Here is a 13,710-nt window from a genome sequence, read left to right as displayed (position 1 = left end):
TCAAAAGGCTTAGATTGATTTAGAAAATGCCATTTTGATTTACTAACAGTAATAAATAGTGGTTTTTTCTCTGGAAAAATTTTTATTTACAGGGTCATACCATGCAGTTGGTGGATAAGTCTGAAAAATTGGTGGGTGTCTGTTATGACATTCGTGGTCCCGTCTTAAATGAAGCGAAGCGCCTTGAAGATGAAGGCCATCGTGTACTCAAGCTAAACATCGGCAACCCCGCCCCATTTGGCTTCGATGCCCCAGATGAACTCATTCAAGACGTCATTCATAACCTACCTAAGGCCCAAGGCTACGGCGATGCCAAAGGCTTATTTTCTGCCCGTAAGGCTATCATGCAGTACTACCAGCAGAAAGGCATGTTGGATGTAGCCATTGACGATATTTATATTGGCAATGGGGTCAGTGAGATGATTGTGATGGCAATGCAAGGTCTGCTTAATAACGGCGATGAGTTATTAATCCCCTCTCCTGATTACCCACTTTGGACTGCTGCTGTCAGCTTGTCAGGAGGCAAACCAGTACATTACCGTTGCGATGAGCAAGCCAACTGGTACCCAGACCTTGAAGATATTAAACAAAAAATCACCGACAAAACCCGTGGTATTGTGGTGATCAACCCTAACAATCCAACAGGTGCTGTTTATCCTAAAGCTTTCTTAGAAGAGTTAATAGAAGTTGCCCGGCAACATAAGCTAGTTATTTTTGCCGACGAAATCTATGACAAAATTTTATACGATGATATTCAGCATCACTCCTTGGCTAGCCTAGCTGATGATGTTCTATCCGTAACCTTTAATGGCCTGTCTAAATCTTACCGAGCAGCCGGATTTCGTTCCGGCTGGATGGTGATTCATGGACCGAAACAAAAAGCCAAAGGCTATATTGAAGGCCTGGACATGCTAGCCTCCATGCGCCTATGTCCCAATATGCCAACCCAGCATGCTATCCAGGCTGCATTAGGCGGTTATCAAAGTATTAATGATTTAGTACTACCTGGTGGCCGGTTAAAAGAGCAGCGAGATATTACCTGGCAATTACTTAATGAAATCCCAGGCGTGAGCTGTGTTAAGCCCACTGGTGCACTTTATGCGTTTCCTAAACTTGACCCTAAAGTATACCCGGTGGTTAATGATGAACAGCTAGTGCTGGATTTATTGCTTCAACAAAAAATCCTACTGGTACAAGGTACTGCCTTTAACTGGCCAGAACCTGACCACTTAAGAATCGTTACATTACCTCATGCCGAAGACCTACAAGATGCCATTCTACGCTTCGGTGAGTTTTTACAACAATATTTCCGTTAAACTTAGCGTGACAATTTCACGACAAGTCAACTAAGTTTTCATATAGGTAGTTGCCTAACAACGAGTAATGCTCCCTATCAATCAGGAGGGTGCATTACTAAGCACTACCTTTCTTGATAACTTTGCAACCCAACCACAGATATTAAGCAAACTATATAGTTGTTAGCATATGGCTGATATTCACATTGACGACTTTTACCACGATTGTGCCCATATTCTGCTTCGGTTATATCGCGTATTCCCCCGAAGCAGTACGCTCTATGTAGATGACATCATTGGTAGCTATGAGCCGGATGAGTTTGGTATCCCTCATGATCGGCATCTTGCCTGCTTTGGTAGCATGATTTGGTTAGGCAGTGAGGGCTACTTGCGTTATCAAGACACTATCCGCCAGGATGCCATTGACCAGGCTGTATTAACTGAAACAGCTTTTGTTCGTTTGGCAGGGCTTACTTTATTAGCCTCAGCCCCTGAAACTGACCCTCAAGTTCCACCATCAGTGGCAGAACAGCAAGCCACTTTGGCTCAACAGTTACGCAATGCAGTACAGTCACAAAGCGCTACTAATATCAAGCAGGTACTGAAAGCCTTCTTTACTAACAGCCGATAATCTCTATACGTACTAATCCTTAGTTTAAAATAAGTGTTTGCTAACATATAGGCGTTTTGTAAATCAGCGTTTCTTTTAATAGTCCTGAACGGTATAAAAAAAACCATGCCAGCAGTTGCAGGGTGTAACGATCCTCGTTTAATCTCACAAAAAAAGGACTAAAAACAATAAAGTGTGACTTACTAAACGCCTTAGCACTTTGGAGTAAAACTAAATTAATAATAATCCAGTCATAACAGGTGCTTTGGTAATACTCTCGTGTACTGTACTGATTAGGCTAAGAGGTAACTTATGCGCACCCAACCCATGATAGCAACAAAATCTACGCGACCAGCCAACTTGTTGTATGGCGCCGCCGTAATCGATGAAAATGGCAACGAAATTCCTATCACTGAAACAATGATTATGAAAGCTTGTAAAAAACTGGAAAAAGCCTGGGTTTATAAGAAAAAATAATCATTCCCACTAACCAGCTATTGAAGTAAAAAGCTACCTCAACAAAGTGTCAACTAAAAATTAGGCAACACCAAGCGAGTTTCTCTCAACCTACTACTTCCAACAAAAACACCGCCAATGGCGGTGTTTTTTTTATACTTATCAAAAGAGCGTATACTCAAAGCGAAGGACATTTTAGGCGAGGCAATGAAGCGATGAGTTCCAGTAGCACTTTTTTATAAATTAAAGTAGCTACCGCAAGTCTTACAGTAACAGACTTGCCCCCAGGAGTTTATTTGTAATAAATGACTGGGGTGAAAAGCGTCGATAACAAAGCCCTTGTGCCCTAGGGGTATAAAATGCATTCGCGAAGAGTATAATCAAACTGTCACTATATTAAAGTTTAAAGCCTTCAATGCTGAACTGATTTTTCCTGGGCATTTTTTAATCTTAATTTTTACAGTAGAAAACTCCCGTCGGCTACGATAATGCTTACGTAGCGAATCAAATACCCTTGCTGTAGACTCTCTTTCTGTTAATTCCCGAAGGCTGTTGCGAAATAGCGCATCATCCCGCCTTACATCATAAACAGAGCGGATAGAAGTAGACAGCACTTCCTCTAAACTAGCATCACTACTAAAACTTAATGCTTTCAGGACAGGCAGTGGCTTAATACCCTCCACCCGCACGCGGCTTGGCAGACCAAAGGCCCTACAAATGGCCCGATACACCATTTCTGTGCCTGCAATTTTGCCATCAACGCTGTACCCCGCAATATGAGGGGTTGCCACTGCGACCAAAGGCAACAGTTGACGATTAATATCTGGCTCATGCTCCCATACATCTAATGCGACTGTGAGAGGTTTTCCAGAGGCTAGTAAGGTTTGTAAGGCTTGATTATCCACTACTGCACCGCGACTGGCGTTAATCAGAATCGTATCGGGTTTTAGGCTTTCCAAACGAGCGGCATCCAATAAATGATAAGTCGGGTAATCACCCGTTTCCGTTAGTGGGGTATGTAAAGTGACAATATCACTTTCAGCCAGTAGTTGATCTAGGGAAACATATTCGCAACTTTCGTCTTCTGCTGCTTCTAAAATCGGGTCATTAACAAGACAAGTGATACCTAATTTAGTCAGTGCTTGATATAAACGATCTCCCACATTGCCTTTCCCTACAATCCCCACCACTTTTTCTTGCCAGTTAAAACCTTGCTGCTCCGCTAAAACATCCAGCACACTGATTACATATTCAACAACAGCATTCGCATTACAGCCCGGTGCAGCCGCAAAGTTAATGCCCTGCTCTTGCAAATAAGCTAAATCAATATGATCCGTACCGATGGTACAAGTCCCCACAAAACGTACACTACTGTTGGCCAGTAATGCTTGATTGACTTGGGTAACAGACCTCACCAGCAGTATATCAGCATCAGCGACCTGCTCAGGACCAATCTCCCGACCAGGGTAAGTGGTAATATCCCCAATCGACTGAAAAAAAGCATTAAGTAATGGGATATTTTCGTCAGCAACAATTTTCATAATCGGTTCTTCAGTAAACTGGATAGACCTTTTCAAGAGAAAAGCAGTCACAAAACGTTATAAGCGAAGCAAAGACAAGGCAAAAACTGACGAGAAAGCGGAGTTTATACTAATAAACAAACATTTTGAGTCAGTTTTTAACGCCGTATTTGCAAGCGCAGTCGTTTTGTGGCCGCTTTTTAGATTACAGGAAATTCCGCTCTAATATTCACAACCCCCTCCTCTGACTGCCGACTCACTTGAATCGCCTTAACGCTCACCTGATGACGGGTTGCCAATAGATTTAACCATTTTAATGCAGAAGTAAATGACACTTTTTCTAACCACAGCGTTACACCACGCTGCCCTGGCTCCAAACGGTTGATGGTTAAACCATGTTGAGCTGCTTGAGTAGTAATCAACTGGCGCAGTTGATTGACATTTAATGTGGCTCGCTGGTTTTGCCCACTGAGTAACCGCGCCTGTTGCTGGCGGTGCTCCATAAACTGATAAGCTTCCTGCCAATAAGTTAAATCACTCTCAGCCGTGTTATAACGGTTAACCAGTGGCTTCCAAATTAACAGATACAAAAATGCAACCAGTATAAAGCCCGATAACACCATCAGCGCCCGGCGGTCATTAGTCGACAGTTGTTGCCAGTATTGTTGAATCATCCTGCCTCCCGTTTTGCAATAGGGTTTACCAACAGATCTTTTACAACAATCCGTGCCACCACTTGCTCCTGACTATGATTCGCCGATTTTAACTCAGCATCAAGGCCCTGCTCTTTGACCGCAGCCAATAGTTTATCCACTGCATCCAATGATGAGGCATTCACCTCTAGTGAAAAACGCCCTTGCTCACGGAAGTCAATATTTTTCACCGTTACTTGGCCACCAGGCAACTTAGCTTGTGCCTGTCCCCATTTATGCAAGGCTTGTAAAAAACCTAAGCCCTCATCAACCCGACGACCTTGTAGTTTGGCTTTAAATTGATCGTATACATCAACAATCGTGTCATTAGGAAACAGCTTCTGATATAACTCAACTGCCGCTGTTTCATATTGTGTAGCTTGTTTTTCCAACTGTTTTATTTGCCAATACTGGCCACTACCCCATAACGCGATTGCTAACATTGCCGCAGCGATAGACCAACGCCATTGTTGAAATACACCATTATCCGCCTGCTGCAACTTAAATTGTCCATGACGCAAATTAATCCGCTTTAATGCAGCATTCTCTCCATAGTTTTTTGCCATCCAACATAAAACAGGCATGGTTTGTTGCTGCCAGGTTAACAGCGGTATGGAGGGCAATGACTCAATAGCACTATCGCCCAAGTAAATACCTGTCAGCTCTTCTTCAAAACTAATCACCGTGCCCAACAATAGCGACAGTTGCTGGTTTTTCAGCATACTAAACTGCCAATCCGGCAGTCTTAATACCGCCTGGTCTGTATCAGCAACTAATTGATTGGCTTCAGCGGCCATTAGCACCGATGCAGGCACAATCCTGTCTGGTTCAAAGTCTTGCTCCTGACAATAGTTTAATACCTGCGCAAGATAGGCTTTATTCACTGCAATCACAGGTACCATCTGCTGCTCAGTAACCGCCAGCAACGTTAAATGATAATCTTCAACATCCTCGACCAGTTGCTCCTCCAGCAAAAAAGGTACTGACTGCTCAATATGTTTACGCTGTTTAGAAGGCACTTTCACAGCAGTTACAGTACAACGCGAGCTGGGTAACACCAAAACCGTCTGTGCTTTAGGCTGAGCCTTTAGCTGCTCGACTAACACCGCCATGGTATCAGTGATTACCGTTGTTGTTACTTTTCCTTCGGCATCACTCCAGCACCAACTCAGGGAAAGCTCCTGATCGGCTGCTGTTAGTAACTCATCATGCCATTGAATAAAACAATCACTCATAGCTTCACTTTACGAAGTCTCTTTAGTAAAAATCGGTTCTGGTAACCAACGCCGTTTATATACAATTACTTCATCTTGACTTTTACGATAGAAATAACTGGTTAAAATGGTTTCATAGTCGTTTAAACGTACGGTAAATTGGGCGATAAAGTATTTACTGTTTAAACTAATTAAACTTTTCTGCTCAAGGTCTTTAATTTTATATCCATCTTGTCCACCACAAGAGCTTAAATCAGTACCTATTGCTTGAAGATTTGCGTACTGATCTTTTTTTACTCTTTTTTCAAGAAATTTTTCCAAGTGGGCTGGGTTCAAATCTCTGCCCTTCATTTCACATACAGCTTCGATCAATTCTTTTGAAGCGGTATAAATATTAATTGGCGTTTGGTTATCATCTTCCCTATCAGGCTCTGGTAAAGCAACCAAGTTTTCTGCTAAAGGTAAATAATAGGACTTACCTGACTTCTCCCTTATATACCTCACTAGTTGCAACTCAGAAACATGCTGTAATTGTTGGTTGGCTACCCGGTAAGGTGTCCTTAACCCTAAATACTCTAAATCCTCAGAACCACCTGTGTTTTCTTTGTTTATCCATTTTGCAATTTCTTTCACCAAATCTTGAGGAATTTTTTCCGAAAGCTGTTGTTCAATAACATTCCGATAGCTAGTAAAAATATCTTTAATATCTTTATTGGTTACTTTTTTATCTTCATTTTTGGGTTCAATTACATTCTTTCTTTCTTCCCCTCCATCACGCCCTCTATCATTTGGAACTGGTGGAGTTCTTTTTACTACGGTATTTTTTACATATAAGTTATTAATATTAAAATACCCCTGAGCATCTTTGATCTCCATCAAAATACCATCTTCACACTCTATTGGGTCTTTATCTTTTTTCTTGTTATCTTCTTTTTCTTTGTGTTTTTGCTTTTCTTTTTCATCTTCTAGTTTAGGGGTGGCAATCCCACTGTCATTGACTTTTAAACAACGAGGTTGCGCCCAAATTTCACCTAAATAGTCTATTTCTTTGCCATCTTCTTTATCGCTTTTTAAATCTTCAGCTAACAGAATTTTTACATATTCTTCAGTACCAAGCGCATACTGGCGCAACATAGCAGAGTGAACATGATGGGTGGTAGCTTGAATAGAAAGATCTAACTGACGAATAATTGCCGCCCCAATAATAGCAACTAAAGCAAATACCAGTAGGACTGTAATTAAAGCAACACCCTGTTGTTTTTTAGGCAGTGAGGAAGTCATAAAATACATTATTAGCTTCCTATCCCTACAGAGGGTGTCGAAAAACTAGGGGATAGGGAGTAACAGGGTATTTTGGAACGGCGACAGGGATGTCGCTTAAGTGCTTGATGGGCCATGGACTGCACTTCAAGCGCAGCGGAAAAATAGCCTGTTATTCCATATCGGACACCAGACTTTATTTTCTGAATGAAGGGGGATAGCTTTGCTATCTGAGTGAGCAACAATAGTAACTTCACCATCATACCTTACCCACCGCTACTTCAATTAACACCCGTAGCTCACCAAACAAGACATGCTCAAAGGTAACTTCTATCGCTTTTGGGAGATCACGGTTGTTGGTATTTCCTTGATTAGGCGATGGTGCATAGTCCTTACACTCTTTCCAGTCATCTTCAATGCTATTGTTTGATCCACTAGAAGATGTTGTTGGAGTTTGCTTTCTTTCCAAAAACCGCCATTTTAACGACTTAATTCCCGTTAATAATTTCTGTTCATATAATTTTGGTTCTGGAGCCTTGTCCAATACTCGCCAATAATCCCGCTCTAAAATAAACAGGTCATCATTACCCTGCTCTTCCGCTGCCTGATCCGGAACCATCCGGTATTGCACTCGCTGTAACTCACTGCGTGACTCGTTTAATGGGTTATCCCAAGCATGGTGGGTAAATACAAAAGTTTGCTCAAATTCATCACAAGACCAGGTATCTTCATTACCACCCAACTCATCACGGACACTGCGCGCCACCATATTGCCAATATCCCGCTGCAACATAAAAGTCGCACGTTGCAAGGCAATCACTTTTTCACTACGCTCAAAAACGGCAGTTTGAGTATTTAATACCGAGCTGAACAACTGATAAGTAGCCAAACCTAATAACGAAAAAATCGCAACGGCAATCACCACTTCTAATAAAGTGAAACCTGACTGAAGATTTCGCATAGGAGCAGCAACGGTATTTTTCATTTTAACTTCACCAAATACCCCTGCAGCTCGGCTAACTGATGAGGCTCACCATCGTGATAATCCAGCTTACGTTCTACTGACACTACCACTTTGCGCATGCGTTTTTCATCACCCGCTTGGGATACATTATGTTTGACTTCCCACTTGCGCCCCGCCAACACCACTTCTTCGGTTTTTTCACCAACAGCAGGCCATTCATTTTCCAGCTTTAATTCCACCAGATAATTTTCAGCAATTAAATTAGCTAAGGTTTTTTCTTCCAGATAAGCGGTTTTTTTAATGGCACCACCACCAGCCACCAATAACATAGAAGCCGCAATAGCAAATACAGCGACAGCGACGACCACTTCCAATAAGGTGAAACCTTGCTGATTATTCTTCTGATAGAATTTCAAAACCAGATACTCCATCAGTCGTTAAATAATACTGGGTTTTCTCTATGCCAGTGTCACTGACAATGGTGAGTTTAAACGGGGTCACCTCATAGCTGGATAAAAAGGCGATATCGGGTACTGGACCCAGTTCTTTTTTAATAATTTTATTATCTTTAAGTCGCTTGCGTTGTTTTGCTAGTAAATCACCAATAGGTGACTCTTTAGTGTCTATCATTAAGTTTTGAAAGGTTAAACCACCTGCTAACTTGATTGGCTTCCAAGGAATCGCCTTATCCTTACCAGATTCCGCCTCTTGCCATTTTCGTTTAGAGCGATCCCAGCTTAAAAAGCTCAACCGATCTTCGACCACCTTAATGCCGTAAGATTGGTTTTTGTATACCGCTGTGGTTTGCATTTGCTCAAACAGTAATGCCAACTCTGACATCTGCTGCCTTATTTCCCGCTCCCGGCCACCATCACCTAAACTTAATACTGCAACTGACGCTAGCACCCCAATAATCACCACCACCACTAATACTTCGATCAGGGTAAAACCGTTTTGGTTCAAATTAGATTTGGCGGGATAATTAGCTGCTTGCATAAACCAGCCCTACATCACCAGCTGGTTTAAGTTAAGAATAGGCAACAAGACGGCCAACACAATCACCAGTACGACAGCACCCATAAATAGCAGCATAAATGGCTCAAACAAACCAACCAACATGGTGACAAAGCCTTCTAATTCCTGCTCCTGGTTTTCTGCTGCCCGCGCTAACATTTCATCCAGCTCACCACTGGACTCACCACTGGCCACCATATGCACCACCATCGGTGCAAAAATGCCTGTTTGCTCTAGTGCTGCCCGCAAGCTGGCACCTTCACTCACTACTTGTGCCGTATTACTGACTTTGGCTTTTAATACTTCGTTACCGACTACTTCCACCGCAATTCGTAAACCATCCACCAGTGGCACACCACTTTTTGATAAAATACTTAAAGTGCTGATAAACCGCGCTGTTTCCGTATTTTTGGTTAAATTACCCATTAATGGCAGCATTAAGATAAAACGATGAACCTTGTAACGAAAGCTATCAAATTTCATCCCTTGCTTAACTCCCACCACTAAAGTAATAACCGATAATAAAATAATATGCCAGGAAGCTTTTACCCCATCACTAGCCGCAATAATCACTTTGGTTAAGCCAGGTAATTCTTGGTTGGAATTAATAAATACTTTAACAATATCGGGGACGACATAGCCTAATAAAAAACCCACTATTAATAACGAGGCCGTTAATAAAATAATGGGATACATTAATGCCATTTTAATCTTTTGTCGGGATTTATGGCGTGCTTCGGTATAATCAGCTAAACGGGTTAATACTAGATTTAAATGTCCTGCATGCTCACCCGCCGAAACGGTAGCCCGGTATAATTTAGGAAAGACATTTGGGTATTCAGCTAAACTGTCAGCCAAAGTATAACCTTCTAATACTTTGGCTCTCACCGACATCACCATCGATTTGATTTTATTTTTACCCGACTGCTCCCCCACTGCTCGCAAGCACTCCTCCAGGGGCATGCCGGCATGAATTAAGGTAGCTAACTGACGGGTAAATAAAGCCAACTCATGAACTGATATACGGTGACTACGCTGCACTGAAAAGCCACCACTACCTGACTGAGCTTTGCCTTTAGCAGGTGTTACCTGCATTGGGGCCAGTTGTTTATCTCGCAACAACTGTCGGACTTGCTTAATGCTGTCCCCTTCAATCACCCCTTTTTGTTCTTTACCCGTTTGGGTTAAGGCAATGTATTCAAATGCAGCCATAATCCAACTACCTGCTAGCTCGTTTGCTAATCTTCACGGGTGACTCTCAATACTTCTTCCAAAGTGGTTACCCCTTCCATTACCTTTCGGCAACCATCTTCACGAATACCGGGGCCTTTAGTCCGCGCATAAGCATTCATTTGCTGTTCAGAAGCCCCTTCATGAATATGCGTACGCAGCGGTTCATCCACCGCAATCACTTCGTAGATACCCGTCCGGCCTTTATAGCCACTGTGGTTACAATGCTCACAACCTTTCGGGCGATATAAAGTAGGTGGTGTACTTGTACTGACACCTAATAATTCACAGTCTTTAGCGCTGGCTTCAAAGGGTTGTTTACAGTCATCACATAATACTCGTACCAGCCGCTGGGCAATCACCCCCAACAAACTGGAAGCAAGCAAGAAAGGCTCCATCCCCATATCTTTTAATCGGGTAACGACCCCTATTGCCGTATTGGTATGAATGGTAGACAACACGAGGTGCCCGGTTAAACTCGCTTGAACGGCAATTTGTGCGGTTTCCGTATCACGAATTTCCCCCACCATGACTACATCGGGGTCTTGCCGCAAAATAGCACGAAGCCCACGAGCAAAGGTCATATCGGTTTTGGTATTAACCTGAGTTTGGCCAATCCCTTCCAAGTTATATTCGATAGGGTCTTCAACAGTTAAAATAGTTCGGGTTTCAGAGTTTAACGTAGTCAATCCGGCATACAGACTAGTGGTTTTACCAGAGCCAGTAGGGCCAGAGACCAGAATAATACCGTGGGGCTTCAATAATAAATCATGTAACAATTCATGATCACGGCCAGACATACCCAGGTGTTTTAAATCCAGACGACCTGCGCGCTTATCCAATAAACGCATTACCACCCGCTCACCATTATTGGAAGGTAAGGTTGATACCCGAATATCCACTTCCCGGCCAGCCACCCTAAGTGCAATCCGGCCGTCTTGAGGAATTCGTTTTTCAGCAATATCCAGCCGAGCCATTACCTTGATCCGCGATACCAATAAAGCTGCCAACTGTCGTTTAGGCTCGATCACTTTACGCATCACACCATCGACACGAAACCGTACCACCAAACGCTTTTCAAAGGTTTCGATATGGATATCTGATGCTTGCTCTCGAATGGCTTCGGTCAGCACCGCATTAATCAAGCGAATAATTGGCGCATCATCTTCCTGCTCCATTAGGTCTTCAGTTTCAGGGATGGCATCGGCCAGGCTGGCCAAATCCATATCATCACCTAAATCTTCCATCGCCTCCATGGTTTCAGAGGTTTTCCCCTGATACAGCTCACCCATTTTTTGCTCAAAGGCATCTGAAGATAATACTTCTACTGCTGTAGGCTGCCCCACATAACGGACAATTTCCGAAAACACCACTGGTGTGACGGGTGATGTATAAAACAGCGTTACCCCTTGTTCCGAAGGAGCAACTAACACCCCGTAACGCTTAGCGAAACTATAGGGTAAATTGTTAACAACTGGCTGAGCCAAATCCATAAATAATAATCTAACGACTTATTAAATTCTTAAATAAAATTTTAAATACTACTTTTGTATTACAGTTCTGGCACTGTAGGCACTTCAATATCTTTACCTAGTTTTTTCAACATTTTTCGATACTGTTGCTGCTGAAGTTGTATTTTATAGTATTCTTTTTTTGATACTTTATCTGCCACTTCACGAGTACGAATAATTGTTGGTCGTAGAAATACCATTAAATTAGTTTTTTTCTTTTCTTCCCTCTCAGCACGAAATAGCCTACCTAATATAGGGATATCACCTAAAAATGGCACTTTGTCTTCACCAATATCTACTGTATCTTCAACCAGCCCTCCTAATACCAGCATAGCTCCATCATCCAATAACACAGTAGTTTGTATTTCTCGTTTTTTGTAAGTTACGGGCTGCCCAGCAGCAGCTGACTCTACAGCAGAAGTTTCCTGCTCAATTTTTAAAGTCACTGAATCACTTTGATTCACTAAAGGAGTGATAGTCAGACTGACACCTATATCCTTACGCTCAAAGTTTTGAAATGGATTAGTTGAATCATTAGAAGAAGTGGTTTCTCGTGATGTTAAGACCCCAATATTCGATCCCACATGTATTTTTGCTTCTTCATTATCCAAAGTAACTAACGAAGGTGTTGATAAAATATTTGCTGTAGTATCTGTATCCAAGGCTTGCACTAAAGCTCTTAAAGAGCCATTACGATAAAATCCTAAGCTTAAGCCACTCCCTATTTCAACAGCTCCTTTTGTACCCGGAAAACCATTAAAGTTAGGCGTTATGTTTGTATTACCTGGTGTGTGACGTGTACCAGCAAATAAACCATCGCCATTAATCGCGCCGTCTGAGGTTCCCCACTGCACACCAATCTCATCCACTCTTTTATCTGTTAACTCAACAATCACCGCTTCAACCAACACCTGCGCTCGACGAATATCCAACTTCCTCACCGTTTCTTTAACGGTTTTCATTATTTTCGGTGGTCCAGATACAACTAGTGCATTAGTCGCCTCGTTAGCTTCGATGGCTACTTCTCGATCTGCGATTTTTGCGTCCTTCGCGCCTTTTTGGATATTACCCGCCAGTTTTTGTAGGGTTTCTGCTAAGTCTTTGGCTTTTTGATAATGTAGGTAAATTACTTCTGCACCACCATCTGAGCGTTCAGATTTATCCAAGCGGCGAACCAAACTAGCCAATACTTTTCGTTTAACAGGATCACCCGCCATTAAAATACTGTTGCTGCGTTCATCTGCAACAAAACTAATGCCTCGGTTTAACATGGTGCCAGATTTAACCGGTGGCACTAAGCCTTTTAAAACATTGACTAAATCTTTAGCACTGGCGTGTTCTAGCGGAATAAACTCAACATCAATTCCCCCCGCTAAATCGACTTCATGAATAATTTTTACTAATTGATCAATATTTCTAGCCCGGTCAGAAACAATTAAGGCATTACTATCAGGGTGTGCGACCAGATGACCTGTTTGAGGCACTAATGGCCTCAAGGTGCTGACTAATTTTTGTGCGGATATATTTTTGGGTTTAATTACCTGCACGACCATTTCGTCATTAGGCTCAGGATTTTTATCCTCAGCCATCACTGGCACACCACTATGGCGAGCAGTCGCATCAGGAATAATTTTTGTCACTTGCCCAGTGTTTAATGCAGTAAAACCATGGACTTGTAAAACGGATAAAAAGACCTGGTAAGCTTCTTCTGGGGATAATACTTCCTGGGAAATAACACTGACCCGCCCTTTAACCCGCGGATCAATGACAAAGTTTTTCCCTGTCCGCTCAGCAATCCACTGAATAAAACTGCGGATATCACCATCCTGCATATTTATTTTCATTTCAGTGGAAGGATTGGACTGATTTTGGGCTGACCATCCTACTGGCACGGCTGCAACCATTAGCAGCCATACGGCACAACTACCGAGATAACGTTTCATA

13 protein-coding genes are annotated in these 13,710 nt (G+C 42.4%); 3 read left to right on the top strand and 10 right to left on the bottom strand.

Annotated features, from left to right (window positions below):
- Nucleotides 1–101: 101 nt before the first annotated feature.
- The 3 genes from G4Y78_RS13310 (at nt 102) to G4Y78_RS13300 (ending at nt 2,382) form a co-directional block, all read left to right on the top strand.
- Nucleotides 102–1,316, top strand: a complete 1,215-nt coding sequence (locus G4Y78_RS13310) for a pyridoxal phosphate-dependent aminotransferase (protein WP_163833481.1) — start codon at nt 102–104, stop codon at nt 1,314–1,316.
- Between the two features lie 169 nt (nt 1,317–1,485).
- Complete coding sequence (locus G4Y78_RS13305) at nt 1,486–1,926, top strand: hypothetical protein (protein ID WP_163833480.1); 441 nt, start codon at nt 1,486–1,488, stop codon at nt 1,924–1,926.
- A gap of 291 nt (nt 1,927–2,217) precedes the next feature.
- The gene (locus G4Y78_RS13300; protein WP_163833479.1) at nt 2,218–2,382 is read left to right on the top strand and encodes a PA1571 family protein; all 165 of its coding nucleotides are present in this window, start codon (nt 2,218–2,220) and stop codon (nt 2,380–2,382) included.
- 359 nt (nt 2,383–2,741) lie between these two features.
- Here G4Y78_RS13300 and pdxB read toward each other — a convergent pair whose 3' ends face one another.
- The 10 genes from pdxB to gspD form a co-directional block, all read right to left on the bottom strand.
- Nucleotides 2,742–3,902 (bottom strand): 4-phosphoerythronate dehydrogenase PdxB, encoded by a 1,161-nt coding sequence (pdxB, locus tag G4Y78_RS13295; protein WP_163833478.1) that lies wholly within the window; start codon nt 3,900–3,902, stop codon nt 2,742–2,744.
- 179 nt (nt 3,903–4,081) lie between these two features.
- Nucleotides 4,082–4,555, bottom strand: a complete 474-nt coding sequence (gene gspM / locus G4Y78_RS13290) for a type II secretion system protein GspM (protein WP_163833477.1) — start codon at nt 4,553–4,555, stop codon at nt 4,082–4,084.
- A complete protein-coding gene (gene gspL, locus G4Y78_RS13285; RefSeq protein WP_163833476.1) occupies nt 4,552–5,808 on the bottom strand; it encodes a type II secretion system protein GspL in 1,257 nt (418 codons plus the stop codon). The genes gspM and gspL overlap by 4 nt, the downstream gene beginning before the upstream one ends.
- A gap of 9 nt (nt 5,809–5,817) precedes the next feature.
- Nucleotides 5,818–7,077 (bottom strand): type II secretion system minor pseudopilin GspK, encoded by a 1,260-nt coding sequence (gene gspK, locus G4Y78_RS13280; RefSeq protein WP_163833475.1) that lies wholly within the window; start codon nt 7,075–7,077, stop codon nt 5,818–5,820.
- A 229-nt stretch (nt 7,078–7,306) separates the two neighbouring features.
- Nucleotides 7,307–8,032, bottom strand: coding sequence for a type II secretion system minor pseudopilin GspJ (gspJ, locus tag G4Y78_RS13275; protein ID WP_163833474.1), 726 nt, complete (start codon nt 8,030–8,032; stop codon nt 7,307–7,309).
- Nucleotides 8,029–8,427 carry a type II secretion system minor pseudopilin GspI gene (gspI, locus tag G4Y78_RS13270; protein ID WP_163833473.1) on the bottom strand — a complete coding sequence of 133 codons (399 nt, stop codon included), beginning with the start codon at nt 8,425–8,427 and terminating at the stop codon, nt 8,029–8,031. The genes gspJ and gspI overlap by 4 nt, the downstream gene beginning before the upstream one ends.
- The gene (gspH, locus tag G4Y78_RS13265) at nt 8,405–9,007 is read right to left on the bottom strand and encodes a type II secretion system minor pseudopilin GspH (RefSeq protein WP_163833472.1); all 603 of its coding nucleotides are present in this window, start codon (nt 9,005–9,007) and stop codon (nt 8,405–8,407) included. Before gspH ends, gspI begins: the two co-directional genes overlap by 23 nt.
- A gap of 9 nt (nt 9,008–9,016) precedes the next feature.
- Nucleotides 9,017–10,237 carry a type II secretion system inner membrane protein GspF gene (gspF, locus tag G4Y78_RS13260; RefSeq protein WP_163833471.1) on the bottom strand — a complete coding sequence of 407 codons (1,221 nt, stop codon included), beginning with the start codon at nt 10,235–10,237 and terminating at the stop codon, nt 9,017–9,019.
- A gap of 26 nt (nt 10,238–10,263) precedes the next feature.
- Entirely contained in the window at nt 10,264–11,748 is a 1,485-nt protein-coding gene (gene gspE, locus G4Y78_RS13255) for a type II secretion system ATPase GspE (protein WP_163833470.1), read from the bottom strand.
- A 59-nt stretch (nt 11,749–11,807) separates the two neighbouring features.
- Nucleotides 11,808–13,709, bottom strand: a complete 1,902-nt coding sequence (gspD, locus tag G4Y78_RS13250; RefSeq protein ID WP_163833469.1) for a type II secretion system secretin GspD — start codon at nt 13,707–13,709, stop codon at nt 11,808–11,810.
- Nucleotide 13,710 lies beyond the last annotated feature (1 nt).

Source organism: Spartinivicinus ruber, from assembly GCF_011009015.1.
GTDB lineage: Bacteria > Pseudomonadota > Gammaproteobacteria > Pseudomonadales > Zooshikellaceae > Spartinivicinus > Spartinivicinus ruber.
This window is presented reverse-complemented; position numbering and strand designations above follow the sequence as displayed.

Bases quoted from the DNA above. Each gene is read 5' to 3' on its own strand.
- G4Y78_RS13305 (WP_163833480.1), top strand. From the start codon at position 1,486: ATGGCTGATATTCACATTGACGACTTTTACCACGATTGTGCCCATATT.
- pdxB (WP_163833478.1), bottom strand. From the start codon at position 3,902: ATGAAAATTGTTGCTGACGAAAATATCCCATTACTTAATGCTTTTTTT.
- G4Y78_RS13300 (WP_163833479.1), top strand. From the start codon at position 2,218: ATGCGCACCCAACCCATGATAGCAACAAAATCTACGCGACCAGCCAAC.
- gspL (WP_163833476.1), bottom strand. From the start codon at position 5,808: ATGAGTGATTGTTTTATTCAATGGCATGATGAGTTACTAACAGCAGCC.
- gspK (WP_163833475.1), bottom strand. From the start codon at position 7,077: ATGTATTTTATGACTTCCTCACTGCCTAAAAAACAACAGGGTGTTGCT.
- gspF (WP_163833471.1), bottom strand. From the start codon at position 10,237: ATGGCTGCATTTGAATACATTGCCTTAACCCAAACGGGTAAAGAACAA.
- gspH (WP_163833472.1), bottom strand. From the start codon at position 9,007: ATGCAAGCAGCTAATTATCCCGCCAAATCTAATTTGAACCAAAACGGT.
- gspE (WP_163833470.1), bottom strand. From the start codon at position 11,748: ATGGATTTGGCTCAGCCAGTTGTTAACAATTTACCCTATAGTTTCGCT.
- gspD (WP_163833469.1), bottom strand. From the start codon at position 13,709: ATGAAACGTTATCTCGGTAGTTGTGCCGTATGGCTGCTAATGGTTGCA.
- gspJ (WP_163833474.1), bottom strand. From the start codon at position 8,032: ATGAAAAATACCGTTGCTGCTCCTATGCGAAATCTTCAGTCAGGTTTC.
- G4Y78_RS13310 (WP_163833481.1), top strand. From the start codon at position 102: ATGCAGTTGGTGGATAAGTCTGAAAAATTGGTGGGTGTCTGTTATGAC.
- gspM (WP_163833477.1), bottom strand. From the start codon at position 4,555: ATGATTCAACAATACTGGCAACAACTGTCGACTAATGACCGCCGGGCG.